This window comes from Streptomyces sp. NBC_00859 (genome assembly GCF_045161865.1).
In the GTDB taxonomy this organism is placed as follows: Bacteria; Actinomycetota; Actinomycetes; order Streptomycetales; family Streptomycetaceae; genus Streptomyces.
Window position 1 is genome coordinate 2,582,686 of record NZ_CP108826.1, and the last position, 17,346, is coordinate 2,600,031.

At 69.6% G+C, this 17,346-nt stretch carries 17 protein-coding genes; 5 read left to right on the plus strand and 12 right to left on the minus strand.

The window, feature by feature from the left end; all coding sequences use genetic code 11:
- Positions 1-37: 37 nt before the first annotated feature.
- Entirely contained in the window at positions 38-2,914 is a 2,877-nt protein-coding gene (locus OG584_RS10845; RefSeq protein ID WP_405783995.1) for a UPF0182 family protein, read from the minus strand.
- A 136-nt stretch (positions 2,915-3,050) separates the two neighbouring features.
- On the opposite strand from OG584_RS10845, the gene OG584_RS10850 reads away from it, so the two are divergent.
- Positions 3,051-3,611 (plus strand): PPA1309 family protein, encoded by a 561-nt coding sequence (locus tag OG584_RS10850; protein ID WP_405777393.1) that lies wholly within the window; start codon positions 3,051-3,053, stop codon positions 3,609-3,611.
- 33 nt (positions 3,612-3,644) lie between these two features.
- Here OG584_RS10850 and OG584_RS10855 read toward each other — a convergent pair whose 3' ends face one another.
- The 4 genes from OG584_RS10855 to OG584_RS10870 form a co-directional block, all read right to left on the minus strand.
- Positions 3,645-4,739: a PDZ domain-containing protein gene (locus OG584_RS10855; protein ID WP_405777395.1), complete on the minus strand. Its 1,095-nt coding sequence runs from the start codon at positions 4,737-4,739 to the stop codon at positions 3,645-3,647.
- An 84-nt stretch (positions 4,740-4,823) separates the two neighbouring features.
- Entirely contained in the window at positions 4,824-5,048 is a 225-nt protein-coding gene (locus tag OG584_RS10860) for a hypothetical protein (RefSeq protein WP_405777397.1), read from the minus strand.
- Positions 5,049-5,159: 111 nt separating this feature from the next.
- On the minus strand, positions 5,160-5,618 hold the full coding sequence (locus OG584_RS10865) for a molybdenum cofactor biosynthesis protein MoaE (protein WP_405777399.1): 459 nt from the start codon (positions 5,616-5,618) through the stop codon (positions 5,160-5,162).
- A 124-nt stretch (positions 5,619-5,742) separates the two neighbouring features.
- Positions 5,743-6,855, minus strand: coding sequence for an SDR family oxidoreductase (locus OG584_RS10870; protein ID WP_405777401.1), 1,113 nt, complete (start codon positions 6,853-6,855; stop codon positions 5,743-5,745).
- Between the two features lie 241 nt (positions 6,856-7,096).
- On the opposite strand from OG584_RS10870, the gene OG584_RS10875 reads away from it, so the two are divergent.
- Complete coding sequence (locus OG584_RS10875; protein ID WP_405777403.1) at positions 7,097-8,584, plus strand: zinc-dependent metalloprotease; 1,488 nt, start codon at positions 7,097-7,099, stop codon at positions 8,582-8,584.
- On the plus strand, positions 8,581-9,114 hold the full coding sequence (locus OG584_RS10880) for an NUDIX hydrolase (protein ID WP_405777405.1): 534 nt from the start codon (positions 8,581-8,583) through the stop codon (positions 9,112-9,114). Before OG584_RS10875 ends, OG584_RS10880 begins: the two co-directional genes overlap by 4 nt.
- Positions 9,115-9,180: 66 nt before the next feature.
- Here the strand turns inward: OG584_RS10880 and OG584_RS10885 are convergent, their stop codons facing one another.
- From OG584_RS10885 to OG584_RS10900, 4 genes are all read right to left on the minus strand, one after another.
- Positions 9,181-9,936, minus strand: a complete 756-nt coding sequence (locus OG584_RS10885) for an AIM24 family protein (protein ID WP_405777407.1) — start codon at positions 9,934-9,936, stop codon at positions 9,181-9,183.
- 16 nt (positions 9,937-9,952) lie between these two features.
- On the minus strand, positions 9,953-10,633 hold the full coding sequence (locus tag OG584_RS10890) for an AIM24 family protein (protein ID WP_405777409.1): 681 nt from the start codon (positions 10,631-10,633) through the stop codon (positions 9,953-9,955).
- An 11-nt stretch (positions 10,634-10,644) separates the two neighbouring features.
- Positions 10,645-12,288: a TerD family protein gene (locus OG584_RS10895; protein ID WP_405777411.1), complete on the minus strand. Its 1,644-nt coding sequence runs from the start codon at positions 12,286-12,288 to the stop codon at positions 10,645-10,647.
- Positions 12,289-12,424: 136 nt separating this feature from the next.
- Positions 12,425-13,021 (minus strand): M48 family metallopeptidase, encoded by a 597-nt coding sequence (locus tag OG584_RS10900; protein ID WP_405777413.1) that lies wholly within the window; start codon positions 13,019-13,021, stop codon positions 12,425-12,427.
- A 197-nt stretch (positions 13,022-13,218) separates the two neighbouring features.
- On the opposite strand from OG584_RS10900, the gene OG584_RS10905 reads away from it, so the two are divergent.
- Both OG584_RS10905 and OG584_RS10910 read left to right on the plus strand, forming a co-directional pair.
- Complete coding sequence (locus tag OG584_RS10905) at positions 13,219-14,361, plus strand: TOMM precursor leader peptide-binding protein (RefSeq protein ID WP_405777415.1); 1,143 nt, start codon at positions 13,219-13,221, stop codon at positions 14,359-14,361.
- Positions 14,362-14,402: 41 nt separating this feature from the next.
- Positions 14,403-15,920 (plus strand): ABC1 kinase family protein, encoded by a 1,518-nt coding sequence (locus tag OG584_RS10910; RefSeq protein WP_405777417.1) that lies wholly within the window; start codon positions 14,403-14,405, stop codon positions 15,918-15,920.
- A gap of 278 nt (positions 15,921-16,198) precedes the next feature.
- On the opposite strand, the gene OG584_RS10915 is transcribed toward OG584_RS10910, so the two are convergent.
- From OG584_RS10915 to OG584_RS10925, 3 genes are all read right to left on the minus strand, one after another.
- A complete protein-coding gene (locus OG584_RS10915; RefSeq protein ID WP_405777418.1) occupies positions 16,199-16,528 on the minus strand; it encodes a hypothetical protein in 330 nt (109 codons plus the stop codon).
- Positions 16,525-16,893: a WhiB family transcriptional regulator gene (locus OG584_RS10920; protein WP_405777420.1), complete on the minus strand. Its 369-nt coding sequence runs from the start codon at positions 16,891-16,893 to the stop codon at positions 16,525-16,527. The genes OG584_RS10915 and OG584_RS10920 overlap by 4 nt, the downstream gene beginning before the upstream one ends.
- A 131-nt stretch (positions 16,894-17,024) precedes the next feature.
- Positions 17,025-17,303, minus strand: coding sequence for a hypothetical protein (locus tag OG584_RS10925; protein ID WP_405783996.1), 279 nt, complete (start codon positions 17,301-17,303; stop codon positions 17,025-17,027).
- Positions 17,304-17,346: the final 43 nt, after the last annotated feature.

Here is a 17,346-nt window from a genome sequence, read left to right on the forward strand (position 1 = left end):
GCTTTTACCTCCCGATCAGGCCCGAGCCCAGCCACGGTCAGCCGGTCTTGCCGCTCGGCTTGATCTTGGCTCCCGCGTCGGAAGCCCGCTGCAGGGCGTCCTGCAGCGCCTTCTGCGACTTGCCGTAGGCGGTCCAGTCCTGCGGGTTCTTCGCCAACGCGGCCTGGCCGTCCTCGTACGCCTTCTGAGCGTCGGAGATGGCCTTCTTCACCGTGTCGTTCTCCGGCGGTCTCGTGGTGTCCCCGGTGGACGGCGGGTTGGTCTCCTGCCCGTCGACCCCGAAGACCTTGTTCAGCGCCTCGCCCAGGCTGTTCTCGAACGCGGTGGTGTCCCCCTCCGAAGAGTCGGCGTCCGCGTACGAGACGGCCACCTTCTTCAGCAGCGGATAGTGCGCGTTGCGACCCTGGGCGTACACCGGCTCGACGTAGAGGAATCCGCCGTCGAGCGGCACGGTGAGCAGGTTCCCGTACTCGATGTCCGAGTCGGCGCCCTTCATGTCCCGGACGAACGTGCCGACGCCCGACGAGCCGTTCAGCTTGTTCTGCACCTGTTCTGGGCCCGGCACTTCGGATGTGACTCTGAGGAGTCTGATCGTGCCGTAGTCCGGACTCGCGGCGTCCGCGTTCACCGCCATGAAGCCGCCCAGGTTGGGACGCCCGCTGGGGGTGAAGGTGGTGGTGAGCGAGAACTGCTGTTTGTCGCTCTTCTGATCCGGCATCTTCAGTGACAGATAGTAGGGCGGTACGGCCCTGTTGTCCCTGGTGGTCGGGTCGTTGGGCACCTGCCAGGCGTCACTGCCGCTGTAGAACTGCTTGGGGTTCGTGACGTGGTAGCGCGCCAGCAGCTCCCGCTGGACCTTGAACATGTCCTGCGGATAGCGCAGATGAGCCTTCAGGGCAGCCGGAATGTCCGCCTTCGGCTTGACCGTACCGGGGAACGCCTTCATCCAGGTCTTGAGGACCGGATCCTTGTTGTCCCACTGGTACAGCTTCACCTCGCCGGTGTACGCGTCGACCGTGGCCTTCACCGAGTTGCGGATGTAGTTGACCCGGTTCTGCTGGGCGACCACCGCCCGCTGGTTGTCGGTCAGCGAGTCGGCGGTGCTGTCACCCAGCGTCGTACGCGAGGCGTACGGGTACCCGTTCGTGGTCGTGTACGCGTCGACGACCCACTGGATCCGTCCGTCGACCACCGCCGGATAGGAGTCGCCGTCGATGGTCAGCCAGGGGGCGACCGCCTCGACGCGCTGCTTCGGGGTGCGGTTGTAGAGGATCTTCGAACCCTTGCCGATCGCTCCCGAGTAGAGGATCTGCGGCTCGTTGAAGGCCACCGCGTACGCGGCGCGGTTCACCGGGTTTGAGATGTCCACCCCGCTCTTGCCCGTGTAACGGGTGGTCTTCTCACCGTTGTTCTCGTAGTCGAGTTCCTTCTGCGGGCCCCCGACGATCGAGTACTGGGTGGTCTTCTCGCCGTAGTAGATCCGCTGCTTGTACGGGGGAAGAGTGCCCTTGGTCGGCAGATCCGACTCGGTGAAGACCGGAGCCCCGTTGCTGTCCGTGGCCGTGCCCTTGGCCGCGATGGCGCCGTAGCCGTGGGTGTAGGTGAAGTGGTCGTTGATCCAGTTGTGCTTCGGGATGCCCGCGATGTTCAGCTCGCGCAGGCCGATCACTGTGTCCTGGCCCTTGTAGCGGTCCACGTCCAGCGTCGCGGGGAAGCCGTAGTACTTCCGCTTCTGCTCCTGCTGCTGGAAGGTCGGCGAGACGACGTTCGGGTCGATCAGCCGGTAGCTGGCCGCCGAGTTCGCATCGTCACGCTGCTTGGTCGTGTCCTTGGTGTTGCTCTTGCCCGAGTAGTCGTCGACGTCGGTGCCGGCGATGTTGTACGCCTGGCGCGTGGCGTTGATGTTCTTCTGGATGTACGGCGCTTCCTTGGCCTGCTCGTTCGGCTCGACCGTGAACTTCTGCACGATCGCCGGGTAGAGCCCGCCGATCAGGATCGCGGAGAGCACCATCAGGCCGAAGCCGATCACCGGCAGCTGCCAGGTGCGGCGCCAGAGCGTCGCGAAGAACAACAGGGCGCAGATGACGGCGATGCAGAACAGGATCGTCTTCGCCGGAAGATAGGCGTTGGCGTCCACGTACCGCAGGCCCGTCCAGTTGCCCGTGGCCTTGAAGTCGCTGGACTTGACCGCGAGCCCGTACCGGTCGAGCCAGTACGCCACCGCCTTGAACGCGACGAAGATCCCGAGCAGCACCGACAGATGACCGGTGGCGGCCGATGTGGCGCGCGCCCCCGGGCTGGTGACGCGCAGCCCGCCGTACAGGTAGTGCACCAGGGCGGCGGCGATCAGCGAGAGCACCGCGGCGGCGAAGCCGAAGCCCAGCAGGAAGCGGTACCAGGGCAGGTCGAAGGTGTAGAACGACACGTCCAGCTTGAACTGCGGGTCCTTCTGGCCGAACGGCACACCGTTGACGAACATCAGCCAGGTACGCCACTGCCCGGAGGCGGAGGCGCCCGCGATCAGCCCGACGACCGCCGTCACCCCGAGCAGCAGCCACTTCTTGTACGGGGCGATGCCCATCCGGTAGCGGTCGAGGTTCTGCTGCTCCAGCGACATCGCGCTGAGCGGCGGCCGGAGCCGGTGCGCCAGCCAGATGTTCAGCCCGACGGCGGCCGCCATCAGCACGCCGAAGACGAGGAAGAGCCCGATCTTCGTCCACAGGGTGGTGGTGAAGACCGATGAGTAGTGGACGGAGCGGTACCAGAGCCAGTCGGTCCAGAACCCGGCGAACATGACGAACGCCATGGCCAGGACCACCAGGACACCCAGTGTCATCAGCAGGGTCCGGGCCCGGCGGGACGGCCGTCCCACTCTGATCCGTGGCCCGGTCGGGCCTCCGCCGCGGTCCGGCATCTGGAAAGCCAACGTGCGCACCTCGAAGTCTGCGGTCGTGTGGAGCAGGCCCCGCGATCGTAGAGCCCACTCATGCAACTTACTGAGGCTTTACCCAGTTCCCGTTCCGGGGGTGGAAGAGGGCAGGATATTGCCCATGCCCAACCTTTCTTCGCCCTCAGGCCCTCCGATGGCCGCCAGTCCGCTCACTGTGGCGGTGCTCGAAATCGACGAGTACGCGTCCGGTCTCGGCTGGGACCAGCCCGCCCGGCTCTTCGCACTCGTGGACACCGCGAAGCTCCGCACCCAGGAGCCGGGCCTCGCCGCCCAGCTCGGTCTCGACGACGGGGAGCCCGCGGCGTCGCTGACCCCCGTCGAGCAGGACGAGATCCCGGACACCACGCCGCTCGACGAGTTCCTCGCCACCATCGCGTGGCCCGACGCGGTGGCAGGCTGCGCGATGACGGTCGAGCGGCTCATGCTGCCGCCGTCAGCCGAGGCGGCCGTACCGGACGGGATGGACGAGGCGCAGCTGACCTCCTGGGTTGCCCAGCACCCGGACCGGCAGGAGGTGCGGATGACCGTCGCGGTGCTGCGGGACGGCACCCGCGAATCGGCGCTGCGGCTGCGTGTGAAGGACTCGCCGAACGAGGTGCTCACCGGGTCGGAGCTGGTCCCCGGCCTGGCGGATGCGCTCTCGGTGACGTTCGAGGCGTAGCCGGCCCCGGCCGGAGCGGCTCCGCCGCTCCGGCTACCTGGCCGAGCAGCTCGGCAGTCCGGCGGTGTGCCCGGAGCGGATCTTGTCCATCGCCTGCTTCGCGTCCTTCATCGCCTTCACCTTCACCAGGGTGAGCCCCGCCGGGGTGTCGGCGGCGGCCGCCGCGCAGTTGTCGCTGGGCGTCAGGAAGTACTGGGCGCCCGCGTTGCGTGCCGCGACGAGCTTCATCTCGATGCCGCCGATGGGCCCGACGACGCCCTTGTCGTCGATCGTGCCGGTGCCCGCGACGAACTTGCCGCCGGTCAGATCGCCCGGTGTCAGCTTGTCGACGAGGCCGAGCGAGAACATCAGCCCGGCGCTGGGTCCGCCCACATCGGCGAGCTTGATGTCGATGTGGAACGGGAAGGTGTGGTCGGTGCCGGCCTGGATGCCGACGATGGCCCGGCCGGGGTCCGGAGCGGGGGCCTTGGCGGTGACGATCGAAACCTTCTTCGTGCCCTTCGGTTCGGCACCCGCCTTCTCGGCGGCAGCCGCGGTACCGGCCGGTACGACCGTGAAGACGACCGGCTGGCCCGGCTTGTGCCTGGTGACCAGTCTCGCCACGTCCCCGGGCTCCTTGACGGCGGTGCCGTCGACGGCCCTGATCACATCTCCCGCGTGCAGCTTCCCCTGAGCGGGGCTGTCCTTGACCACCGTGGAGACCACGGTCCGCGACTTGACCGGGATGCCCAGTACGTCCAGGGCGGAGACCTTGGCGCTCTCCTGGGACTGGCTGAACTCCTCGGCGTTCTGCTGGGTCGACTGCTGTTCCGTCGTGCCGTCCGGGTACAGCGTGTTGTGCGGGACGACCACACTGTCGTGGGCGAGCCAGCCGTAGACCGCCTCGACCAGGTTCATGTTGTAGTCGGACCTCGTGACCCTGACCGTCACCATGTTGAGGTGGCCGCTCGTCGGGTAGGTCTTGTGCCCGGAGATCTGCAGAACCGGTTCTCCACCGGCCTTGCCGAGCGTGTTCACGGTCGGCCCCGGGCTCATCTCGGCGTACGGGACGGTGAGGAACACTCCGCCGCACAGCAGCGCGATCAGCACGAGAGTGGACGTGAGCAGCGTCAGGGTGCGGCGTGGCATGGAACGACAGTACGGGACGGGTCTGCGCCCCACCGCTCGGGGCCGGGGCCTCGCCTCGTATGCGGATCGCTCCGGACCCGCTGGTCAGGGACCGTCGGGCTCCGAGCCCTTGTCCATCACTTCCCGGAACCGGGCGTAACCCTCCAGTTCGGCGCCGTCGCCGGCCGTGCGCTGCCGCGCGGCCCACCTGCCCCACAGGGCGGCTCCGACCGCGGCAAAGAGCGGAATCAGCAACCAGGCGAGCGCACCCATACCGACCTCCGGACCCCCGTGAACAGCCGCGAACCGACTGATCAGCAGATTAGTCATCTGCTGCTCCAACGCTCACGGCAGGGGTCCGGTTACGCAAATCGGGCACATGGCGGACACGGACAACCCGACAGGGGTGCCGCAGCCCGGCCGCCGTGCCCCGCGACCGCGTCAGATGCCGACCCACTCCTCCGTACCGTCCGAGAAGGTCTGGTGCTTCCAGATCGGCACGTCGTGCTTCAGTTCGTCGACGAGCATCCGGCAGGCTTCGAACGCCTCACCGCGGTGCGCGCACGAAACGGCGGCCACCACGGCCAGATCTCCCACGGCGAGATCGCCCACCCGGTGCACAGCGGCCAGCGCCCGCACCGGGAACTTCTCGGCGACCCGCTCGGCGACCCGGCGCATCTCGTCCTCGGCCGACGGATGGCAGGAGTAGCCCAGCCCGTCGACATCGGATCCGCCGTCGTGGTTGCGCACCGTGCCGATGAAGAGCGCCGTCCCGCCCGCCGCCTCGTCACCCACGACCTTGAACACCTCGTCGATGCTGAGCGGGGTGTCACGGATCTCCAGGAGCCGGATGGGGTCCTGAGCCGCGTGTTCGCCCGGGTGGTCGTCGGTGAATGCCATGCCTCCATGGTGCCGCACCGGACCGGCGGCACGGAATGCACCTTTCGACCGGCGCCGGCGCGTTTTACTTGGAGCGTCGTACAGGGTGGCGGCCCGGCCACCCCCGCGGCCGGGCACCGAGCCGTCAGATGCGGCCCCGCCGCGCCCTGCGCGCCCGGCGCACCAGCGCCGCCGTACCGAGCAGCGCGACCGTCGCGCCCGCCGCGCCCGCGGCCGTGGCGTCCTTGCGGCCGAGCCTGCGGCCCGCGACGGTGTGCCGTCCCGCCACCTCTTCGAGCAGTTCGGTCAGGACTTCCTCGTTCGTCCACCGAGGCCGCCAGCCCGCGTCGTGCAGCCTGCCGACACTGACCACCCAGGGGTGCATCGTGTACGCGAGATCACCCGCAGGCGACGGGGTCAGACCGATCCGGTGCAGCCGGGCGGCGGCGCCCAGGGCGACCGCCGACGGCAGTTCCATCCGGCGGATGGAGCTGAGCTCCTCCACCTCGTCCTGTTCCAGCCAGCCGTCGCAACCGACCGCGAACTCGCCGTCGACCTTTTCGAGTGCGGCGTACTCCAGCGCGCTGACGAGGTCGTCCACATGGCAGAACTGCCAGGTGGGGCGGGTGCCCGCGACCACCAGCAGGCGCGGGGACTCGAAGTACCGCGTCAGCGCGGTGTCCGTGCCGCCCACCAGAACAGCCGGCCTGACCACCGTGACGTTCAGCCCGGGGTGCGCGCGCGGCGCACGGCGGCCCAGGCGCTCGATCTCCAGCAGGTCGCCCACGCCGGTGGCCTCCGCGGTCGCCCGCAGCTCGGCGTCCTCGGAGAGCGGGATGTCGTTGTCCGGCAGCGCGCCGTAGACCATCGCCGACGTACAGAGCACGACACGGTGGACACCGGCGGCCGCCGCGGCCGTGAGGACCGTCTGGGTACCGCGGACGTTGTAGGCCGAACGAGCGGCCGCGTCCGTCTCCAGATCGAGGTCGAGTGCGAGGTGGACGACGACGTCTGCGCCGCGCAGTTTCTCGGCGATGGCCGGATCGCGTACGTCCAGGATGTGCCACTGGGCCTCGGCCACGTCGCCGCGCCGCTCGTCCAATGCCACGACCTGCTTGACCTCGTCCGACGCGGCCAGGCGCCGGGTCAGCAGGGCGCCGGTACCGGAGGCGGCTCCGGTGACGGCGATGACAGGTCCTCGGGAGGGCTTGGTTGAGAGGTTTCGCGCTGCGCGAACCTGCGGATCTGGGGAACTCACCGGGCGTCTCCAGCGGTTGTCTTCAGTACGTACGCGAACTGACACGTACGGACCAGGTGGCGTCCATCCTGCCGCAGCCCATGCGTCAGCCAAGCACTGAGCCCTCATCGGGCAGCGGTGTCTGTGGAGAGCCGCCCGGTCGGACCCGGCTTGACCGGGCGGTCACCCCCTACCCTGGGTGGTGTTGTCGGGCAATCGCTGTCGGCCAGTCGGCCGACGGCCCTACGAGCCGAGGAAACCCGTGAGTGACACTCCATTCGGATTCGGCCTTCCGCCGGAGGAGCCGGAGGACGGCGACGAGGGCAAGAACAAGGACAGCCGGGGCGGCGGAGGCTCCCCGCAGAATCCCCTCGGGTTCGGCCCCGGCAGCGGCGGTGACAATCCCTTCGCCGCGATGTTCGGTTCGATGAACCCGAACGACCTGGGTGCGGCCTTCCAGCAGCTCGGCCAGATGCTGAGCTACGAGGGCGGCCCGGTGAACTGGGACATGGCCAAGGACATCGCACGTCAGACGGTCGCCCAGGGCACCGCGGACGGCACCAAGGACACCAGTGTGGGCCCGGCCGAGCGGTCGGCGGTCGAGGAGGCCGTACGTCTGGCGGACCTGTGGCTGGACGGCGCGACCTCGCTGCCCTCCGGAGCCGGCACGGCCGTCGCCTGGAGCCGCGCCGAGTGGGTCGAGGCGACCCTGCCGGTGTGGAAGGAGCTCGTCGATCCGGTCGCGGAGCGTGTCGGGGCCGCCATGGGCGGGGTGCTCCCGGAGGAGATGCAGGCCATGGCGGGCCCGCTGCTCGGCATGATGCGGTCCATGGGCGGCGCGATGTTCGGCCAGCAGATCGGCCAGGCGGTCGGTGTTCTGGCGGGCGAGGTCGTCGGCTCCAGCGATATCGGCCTGCCGCTCGGCCCGGCCGGCAAGGCCGCACTGCTCCCGCTGAACATCGAGGCCTTCGGCAAGGACCTGGGCGTCGACAAGAACGAGGTCAGGCTCTACCTGGCACTGCGCGAGGCCGCCCACCAGCGGCTCTTCGCCCACGTTCCGTGGCTGCGCTCGCATCTGTTCGGCGCGGTCGAGGGGTACGCCCGGGGGATCAAGGTCGACACCTCGAAGCTGGAGGACGTCGTGGGCCAGCTCGACCCCTCGCACCCCGAGCAGCTGCAGGAAGCCCTTCAGCAGGGAATGTTCCAGCCGGAGGACACCCTGGAGCAGAAGGCAGCGCTCGCCCGGCTCGAAACGGCGCTCGCGCTGGTCGAGGGCTGGGTGGACGCCGTGGTCCACGAGGCCGCGAAGACCCGGCTGACCTCGGCGGACGCACTGCGCGAGACGCTGCGCAGGCGCCGGGCGTCCGGTGGCCCCGCCGAGCAGACCTTCGCCACGCTGATCGGCCTGCAGCTCCGTCCGCGGAGGCTCAGGGACGCCTCGCGGCTGTGGGCCTCCCTCACGGACGCGCGCGGTGTCGACGGCCGTGACGCCATCTGGGAGCACCCGGACATGCTGCCGACCGCGTCCGACCTCGACGACCCGGACGGTTTCGTCCACCACGAGCACCTGGACTTCTCCGAGCTCGACAAGATGCTCGGCGAGGCCGCAGGCGGCAGCGGCAAGCCGGGCACGGGCAAGCCCGACCTGTCCAAGAGCGGCGAGTCGGAAGCAGGGGCCGAGGACAGCTCCGCGGACGATTCCGGCGAGACCGGCACCACCGGCGAGAAGAAGGACGAAACCGACCAGTGACTTCCCGGAGCACCCTCCAGGACGACGCGGTCCTCGTACTGAAGAACCACCGGGGTCAGGAGGAGCTTCGGCAGAGCTATCTGGATCACCTCTCCGCCCACCCGGACGGGATGTGGAAGGCATGCGGCGCCGGGCACCTCACCGCGAGCGCCCTCGTCCTGGCCCCGGAGCGCGGACAGGTGCTGCTCACCCTGCACCGAAAGCTGCGGATGTGGCTCCAGATGGGCGGGCACTGCGAGCCCGGCGACCGCAGCGTGGCGGCGGCCGCGCTGCGCGAGGCGACCGAGGAGTCCGGCATCGAGGGTCTGACGCTGCTGCCGGGCGGGCCCCTGAGGCTGGACCGGCACTCGATTCCGGCACCCTGCACGCAGCACTTCGATCTGCAGTACGGCGCCGTGGTCCCGCCCGGAGCGGTTGAAATGATCAGCGACGAATCACTGGACCTGCGGTGGTTCGCCTATGACGAGGTGGCGGCCGTCGCCGACACGTCGGTCCGTCGGCTGGTGGACGCCGCCCGCGCGGCGCTCTGACCCGCGGCGGTGAGGGCAGAGATGGGTGAGGGGCCCGGCTGAGGCCCCTCACCCATGCGCCGGCGTTCAGTTCCAGGCGTTGCCCTGGTTCAGCCCGTGCGCACCCTGCTGCCCCATGCCGAACTGGGCGAGCACGCCCTCCCCGATGTTCGCGTTCTGCGGCGGCATCACCTCGCTGGGCTGCACCAGCGCGAAGCCCTGGCCGAGGAAGCTGAGCTCCCAGCCCTCCCCGGTGCTGCCGCGCCGCCGCCGTACCCCCGACGAGTGCGTCTGCGCCTGCATCTGCACCCGCAGGCCGGACGACCAGGCGACGACCGCGTCGGCGTCCGCGTTGATGTACTTGTCCGGTGTGACCTGCATCATCAGCGGCTGCCCCGAGGTCATCAGCGCGACCTTGCCCCGGCCGGTGATGTTGAGCTGGTACTTGCCCGACCCCGAGATGCCGTACTGGCTGTCGACCGCGATGACCGTGTGGTTCAGGCTGGAGTCCATCGCCAGGACATAGGCGCTGTCCACCGTCAGTCCCTCGTGGTCGACATCCACCAGGTGCACATGCTGTGCCAGGTTGGCGAAGTAGACCGTGCCCTGCCCGTGGCAGCGCATCAGGTCGAGTCCCTCCCCGGTGTACGCCCGCGCGCGCTGCTGCTGGTTCGACTGGTACTCGCCGTCGAATTCGACCAGCCCCTGGTACGCGACCATGGCGCCCTTGCGGGCGAGTACGTCGTCGTGCCCGGTCAGCGCGACCCGCAGCAACTGCGGATTCTGCACCGTGTACCGGTCCTGGGTCTGCTGTTCCGTATAGCTGAAAAGCGGGCTCTGCATGGTGTTCTGGCTCCCCTCAGTTCCGGATCCGCAGACGGTCGGTGCTGTCCTCGCTGGGCTGTACGACGACGATGCCCTGTCCGGAGAAGGCCATCTGGTACGCCTCTCCGCTGCCCCGCCCGATCAGCGAACCGGCCTTGAAGCTGCGCTTGCCCTTGACCTTGAGGTTCGGCGACCAGGCGACCAGGGCGTCCGGGTCGACATACGTCTCGTCCTCGCCCCTTCCGCAGTCGACGACGATCGGCGTGCCGCGGGAGGTGATGGCGACCCAGCCGGTGCCGGACACCTGGATGTTCCAGAGCCCCTGGCCGGCGAACTTCGCCATGCCCTTGACCCGCTCCACGCCCCAGGTGAGGCCGGCGTCGAAGGCGAGCAGATTGCTGCCGTTGACCGACAGCGCGTCGTTGTTGAGGTTGATCACGACGACGTCCGCCCCGTAGTCGGCGAGGTACAGCAGACCGTCGCCCGAGCACTTCATGAGCGGCGCGCCCTCGCCGGTGATCCAGTCACGGGCGATCTGGCGGACGGCGGGCGGATTCGGCTCGTACTGCACGAAGCCCTCGTAGGCGACCATCGATCCGGTCCGCGCGAGAAGGTCCTGGCCTGTCTGCATGGCGACCTTCAGCATTTTGCTGCCGTGGTTCTCCATGCGGGCCGTGACCGGGGTCGGGGCGTAGCCCGCGAACTGCTGATTCATGACGGGCTCCCTCAGACCTCGTACGGCTGGACGATGATGAAGTTTCCGGGGGCGCCCCGGAACTGGAGGTTCACGCTCTCGCCGCTGTCGCCCGCGTAGGCGTTCTGCCGCAGCCGCACCTGGCTGGAGACGATCACCTGCGAGGCAGAGGACCAGGCGACGACCGCGTTGCAGTCGGCGAAGGTGGTGGGGGTCACCGGAAGGACCACCGGCACCCCGTGCGTCTTGACGATCACCGTGCCGGTGCCCTGGAACTGCATCGTGAACAGGGCTCCGCCGGGGATGCCGTGTCCCTCGATCCTGCGGACCTCGTACTGCAGGGTCTCGTCGAAAGCGAGGACGTTCTCCGCTGAGACGCAGATGCCGTCACCCTGGAGCTCGATGGGGTGCAGGTGGGCGCTGTTCTCCGCGAAGAAGACCTGGCCCCGGCCGGTGCAGCGCATCAACTGCATTTCCTGACCGGTCGCGTGGCCCACGATCCGCCCCGCGAAGCCGGCTCCCTTGTAGCTGAAGTCGACCTTGCCCTGGTACATCACCATGCTGCCCTGTCGGGCGAGGACGGGGGTGTCACTGACGGTCAGGTCGGCGCGCACCAGGTACTTGTTCTGCGGGGTCCAGCGCTGGCCTGTGTCCGTTTCGCGGTACTTCTCGAAGGCGGCCTGCAGACCGGGGACCACGACCGTCGGCTGCTGCTGTCCGTAGGGAGCGGGCTGCCCCGGCGCCGGCTGCTGACCGTACGGGCCCGGCTGGCCCGCGGGGGCGCCGTACGGGCCCGGGGCTCCGGGCGGCGCCGCCTGGCCGGGCAACTGGCCGAACTGCGGGGGTTGTTGCTGCTGCGGAAGCTGGGGCGGCTGTGCGTACGGCGCCGGCGCGGGCGGCGGCGGGCCGCCCCCTTGCAGATTCATCGGGGCGGCCATGGTGGGCGCCGAGTGCAGCGGTGGCGGGGCGGGCGCCGGGAGCGGGGGCGGGGTCGCTGCTCCCGCGGACGCGGGCGCGGGCTGCGGCGGCGGGGCCGCAGCGGCCGGCGCTCCGAAGGACGGGGCGGGATCGGGAGCAGCGGCCGGCGCGGCGAAAGCGGGCGCACCGAAGGCGGGTGGCGCGGTCTGCTGCGGCGCGGCGGGCTCCTCTTCGGCGACCTCACCGCCGAAGTTCCTCAGGAGCGCGTCGAGTCCTCCGTCGAAGCCCTGGCCGACGGCGGCGAACCGCCAGACGTCCTTCAGGTAGAAGTCGCCGAGCATGACAGCGCGCTCGGTGGTGAATTCGGACCCGGTGAAGGCGTATCTGACGACCTCGTCGCCACCGGCGACGATCCGGATGTACCCGGGCCCGGCCTGCGACATCTGGCCGGCGCCGTCGATCGTCGCGGTGAACGAGAGCTTCTGGATGTTCGCGGGGATGCGATCGAGCGTGACCCGGAAGGATTCGGTGTCACCGGCCTGCGCCCCGAGGAGCTGGACCGACTCCTCCGGCGACTTCGGCTGGTTGAAGAAGATGAAATACCGGTCGTCGGAGAGCTGTTCGTCGGCGTCGAGCCCGAAGCAGCTGATGTCGAAGGTCAGCCCGGCACCCGCGATCTGTACACCCACATACAGATCCGTGCCCGCTGTCAGGTCACTGACCTTGGCCTTGTGCCCGCGTTGGAATTGCCTGGCCATACGTAACGACCGTCCCCCATCCCGAATGTGTTTCCGTCGCGCCAGGCTAACGGCTGGGACCGACATCCGGCCAAGCCGGGACGCACCCGGTACGCGGCCGGTACAGAGTCACGCGGTGCTGCGGAGTCACCGGGCGTCACTCACCGCGGGCGGCGGGGAGATGCGGCAACCGCTCGGCCGCCACCACACCTTCGAGGTACCCGCGGGCCCGCTCGGTGCGCGGGTACGCCTCCAGGAGCCGCCAGAACCGCGGGCCGTGTCCTGGCACCAGGAGATGGGCGAGTTCGTGGAGCAGCACATAGTCGACGACGTACTCCGGCATGCCCTGCAGCCGGTGCGAGAGCCGGATGCTGCCCTCCGACGGGGTGCAGGAGCCCCACCGGGTGTTCTGGTTGGTCACCCAGCGCACCGAATCGGGGCGGGCCCGGCCGGAGAAGTACTGGCCGGAGAGCCGCTCGGCGCGGTCCGCGAGCTCGGAGTCGCCGAGGACCCTCTTGCTCTCCTGAGCCGCGAGCTTGTCGAGCATCACGGTCACCCAGCGCCGTTCCTCCGCGTCCGACATCCGGGCGGGGATGAGCACGATGGTGCGGCCACCCTCCCGGTAGGCGGAGACCGTCCTGTTGCGCCGGGCGCTCCTGCGGACCTCGACCGGGCTCGTCGCCGCGCCACGGGGCGGCTGGCTCTTCGCGCTGCGCGGTGGACTTCCGGCGGTGTGCAGAGGGTCGACGGGCACGCCTCGACGTTACCCGCTGTCAGTGGGGGAAGTCCCGCGCCCAGGGCGGTCGAACCTTGATCCATTCCATAGAGTGCAGCATTCGACGTATCAGCACACCGGACCTGTGGATAACTTTTCGCACCGCCCGTGACCTCACGGCATTCTGACCACGGAGCCGCCGGAGCACCCGGCGGACGGTGGACGGGGGGCGTGCGATGCATCCGATGGTGAAGCCCGCGCTGCGGCGCGCATGGCGTGACCGGCAGGCCGTGCAGTTCGGGGTGACTCCCGCGCAGGCGGTGGTGCTCGGCCCGGTGGACCCGGCAACCGGCTGCCTCATCGGGCTGCTGGACGGCACGCGGGGAATGGACCTGCTGCGCGATGAGGCGCGGGCCATGCGACTGCCCGACGGCCAGGTGGACGAGCTGATCGCCCGGCTGGCCGGGGCGGGACTGATCGACGACGCGACAGCGGGAGGTGCGGCCGCCGATGCGCTCCGGAAACGGCCCGGCGCGCTGGACCGGTTACGCCCCGACCTGGCGTCGCTCTCGCTGGTCCATCCGGAACCTGGCGGTGGCACGGTCCGCCTTGCGGCGCGGCGGGCCATGCGGGTCCAGGTCCGGGGCGGCGGCCGGGTCGGCGCCACGCTCGCGGCGCTGCTCTCGGCTTCCGGTGTGGGCCGCGTGGAGATGCTCGACGGCGGCTGTGTCACCCCTGGCGACGTGGCGCCGGGCGGCTACCCGGCCGAGGCCGTCGGGGAGCGCCGGGACACTGCGGCGCGTCGGCTGGTCCGGCGCGTCGCGCCCGGACCACCACCGCGCGCGTCGGCCACCGCTCCGGGCGGAGACGGCGGGCCTGGGCTGTCGCTGATCGTTGTGGCACCGCGGGACGGGCTCGACGCCTACGCTCCCGACCCCGCACTCTCCTCTGAGTGGATCACTTCGGGGACGCCTCATCTCTATACGGGCGTGCTCGAAGGCACGGGACTGGTGGGGCCGCTCGTGCTGCCGGGCGGCACAGCGTGTTCGGGCTGCCTGGCGCTGCGCCGGACGGAGCGTGATCCGGGCTGGTCCCGGATGGTCGCGCAGTGGCGCTCGGGACGGCGTGGCCCCGTACCGGCGTGCGATCTCGGGCTGGCGACGGCGGTGGCCGGGCTCGCTGCCGCTCACACGCTGACGTTTCTCGACGGCGAACTGCCGGCGTCCACGGGCTCGCGTTGGGAGGCTTCGCTGCCGCTGCTCGACTGGCGATCGGCCCGTATCGCACCCCACCCCGACTGCCGCTGTGGTGCGGGTGGGCACACTGGAGGGGAGCGCGCCTCGGAGGCCGGGGCTCCGCACGACACAATGGCCGGGTAACCGCCGTACGCTCCACGGCAGTCTGGGATTTGGAGGGGCGCATGTCTGATCTTCCCCGGAAAGCGGTCACACGTACCGCCAAGCTGGCGGCACTCCCGCTCGGTTTCGCCGGCCGCGCCACCTGGGGCCTGGGCAAGCGGATCGGGGGCAGATCCGCGGAGATCGTGGCACGCGAGGTGCAGCAGCGCACCGCCGAACAGCTCTTCAAGGTGCTGGGCGAGCTGAAGGGCGGGGCCATGAAAATGGGGCAGGCCCTCTCGGTCTTCGAGTCCGCGCTCCCCGAGGAGGTCGCGGGGCCCTACCGGGCGGCGCTGACCAAGCTCCAGGAATCCGCTCCGCCCATGCCCGTACAGACCGTTCACGGCGTGCTGGATGCGCAGCTGGGGACGGAGTGGCGTGAGCTGTTCATGGAGTTCGACGACAAGCCGTCCGCGGCGGCGTCCATCGGGCAGGTGCACCGGGCGGTGTGGCACGACGGGCGCCCGGTGGCAGTCAAAGTGCAGTATCCGGGGGCCGGTGAGGCACTGCTGTCGGACCTCACCCAGTTGAGCCGCTTCGCCCGCCTGCTCGGCCCACTCATCCCCGGCATGGACATCAAGCCGCTCATCGCCGAACTGCGCGACCGCGTGTCGGAGGAGCTGGACTACGGGCTGGAGGCGGAGGCGCAGCGGGAACACGCCGCGGAGTTCGCCGGGGACCCTGACGTGGTGGTGCCCGATGTGGTGCACCAGAGCGACCAGGTGCTGGTGACCGAGTGGATCGACGGGATCCCACTGGCCGACGTGATCACGGACGGCACCGAGGAGCAGCGGGACCGGGCCGGTCAGCTGCTCGCACGGTTCCTCTTCTCGGGCCCGGCCCGCACGGGCCTCCTGCACGCCGATCCCCATCCGGGCAACTTCCGGCTGCTGCCGGCCGAGGCGCCTGACGGCCGCGGCGAGGCCGGAACCGCCGGGAGCCTCGCGGCCACGGACGGCGGAGCCGCGGACGAGGTGGCCGCGGACGGCGGGGCTTCCGCCGAGGAGGCGCCGGGCGACGAGGCACCGGCCGACGTGTCCGTGGCGGAGTGGCGGCTGGGGGTGCTCGACTTCGGGACCGTGGACCGGCTGCCGGGCGGGCTTCCCGCCACGATCGGCCACTCCCTGCGGATGACGATCGAGGGGGAGGCCTCCGCTGTCTACGAGATGCTCTGCGAGGAGGGGTTCGTCAAGGACTCCATCGATCTCGACCCGGAGGCGGTGCTGGAGTATCTGGTACCGATCATAGAACCGGTCCAGGCCGAGGAGTTCAGGTTCAGCCGGGGGTGGATGCGGACACAGGCGGCCAGAATCGCCGACCCCCGCTCCCCCGCCCACCAGCTGGGCAAGCAGCTCAATCTGCCGCCCGCCTACCTGCTGATCCACCGGGTAACGCTGAGCACCATAGGAGTGCTCTGCCAGCTCGGCGCGACCGTACGGCTCCGGGACGAACTCGAAGCCTGGATGCCGGGCTTCCTGCCGGAGACAGAGGAGGCCGAGCTGCCGGAGCAGGAACTGCCCCCCGCCGAGGCGCGCACCTGACCGGACCGGCGCCCGCGCCCACACTCACCCCCGCACCGGCACCGGCACCGGCACCGGCACCGGCATCGGCACACCAACGAGGGGGCCGGTCACCTGACCGGCCCCCTTTGTACGCCTCCTGCGCCTAACCCGCGCTTTCTCTGCGCTCGTCTCGGCGCTGTCTCGGCGCTGTCTTGGCGCCTTCTGCTTCTTCTCTGCTCTTCTCTTCGCTGCTTCGCCCTTCGCCGCCGCTGGGCGACGGCTGCTACCGCACAAGGGCCGCTACTGCATGACCGCTGTTACTGCATGACCGCCATGGCGAGCGCCCGGCGGGCGCGCAACGACACACGTTCGGCGCGGCGTTGCATACGGCGGGCGGCCACCAGGCGCAGGGCCTGACGTTCGACGTCGGCCTCCCTGCGGCGCTCGTGCATATGAGCACGGGCCATGGCTTCTGGAATGAGTTGCATCTCACGGGTCCTGTTCTGACGCGACGCGGTCGCGCCGATGGTGGTGACGACTGGTGTTGCGGAGCCGGACGGCTCACTGGTGGAAGAGGTCATCGGGTCCTGCTTCTGGGGATCGTGCTTGTGGGGACGGTCGATCGTTCCGGGGCCGGTGAGTTTCATGCCGCGACCGGGTTCTTGCGCGGACGCCCACGCGGACGCTTGCGGGCGACGACGACGCCCTGAACGAAGAGCTCGCCACCCCAGACGCCCCACGGCTCGCGGCGGTCCTTGGCCCCGGCAAGACAGGCCTCGACGAGCGGGCAGGTACGGCAGAGCGACTTGGCGTACTCGACATCGGCCGGGGTCTCGGCGAAGAAGACCTCCGGGTCGTAGGCACGGCAGGGCACGGGCACCTCGAGGCTCTCGATGGCGTCGTCGAGAACGGTCAGCGCGGTGAGCGGGAACACGGTGGGATCCTCCGGGGCATCAGGGGGCGAGAGTGTCTGTGAGGGCGGTACGGACGGGGCGTGCGCTTCGATTTGCACGGTGGTTTCGTTCCTCGTCTGGTCGTTCCGGTCTGTTTGACCGAAGGTCGTCTGGTGGCCCAGTACAAACAAAAGGGCCGCGGATCCCGGGTGGGGTTCCGCGGCCCTGAAGGCGCCTGCCTGATGCTGAATCAGACTGGATCACTCCAGGGTTCGAGCCCACGGAAGGCCCACATCGTGTGATGCTGCGTTGCCTGCTTCCCGAATTCGGCACCGGCTGCCGCAAACGCATAGGACGGCATCCCCGCGATTGCTACTGCTGCTTCCGGTGCCTTGGTCGGTCGCTCATTACGGTCCCGGACGGGAAGACCCGCCAGGGAAACAGGGCTGACGGCAGAGATGCCGGACAGACCGGTTCCACGAAGAGAAGCGCCGAGCAGGCAGGTGACGACGACCGAGCGGTCGGTCATTTTGGTGTTCAGGATGATTGCCACTGGTCTCGCCTCCTCTCGG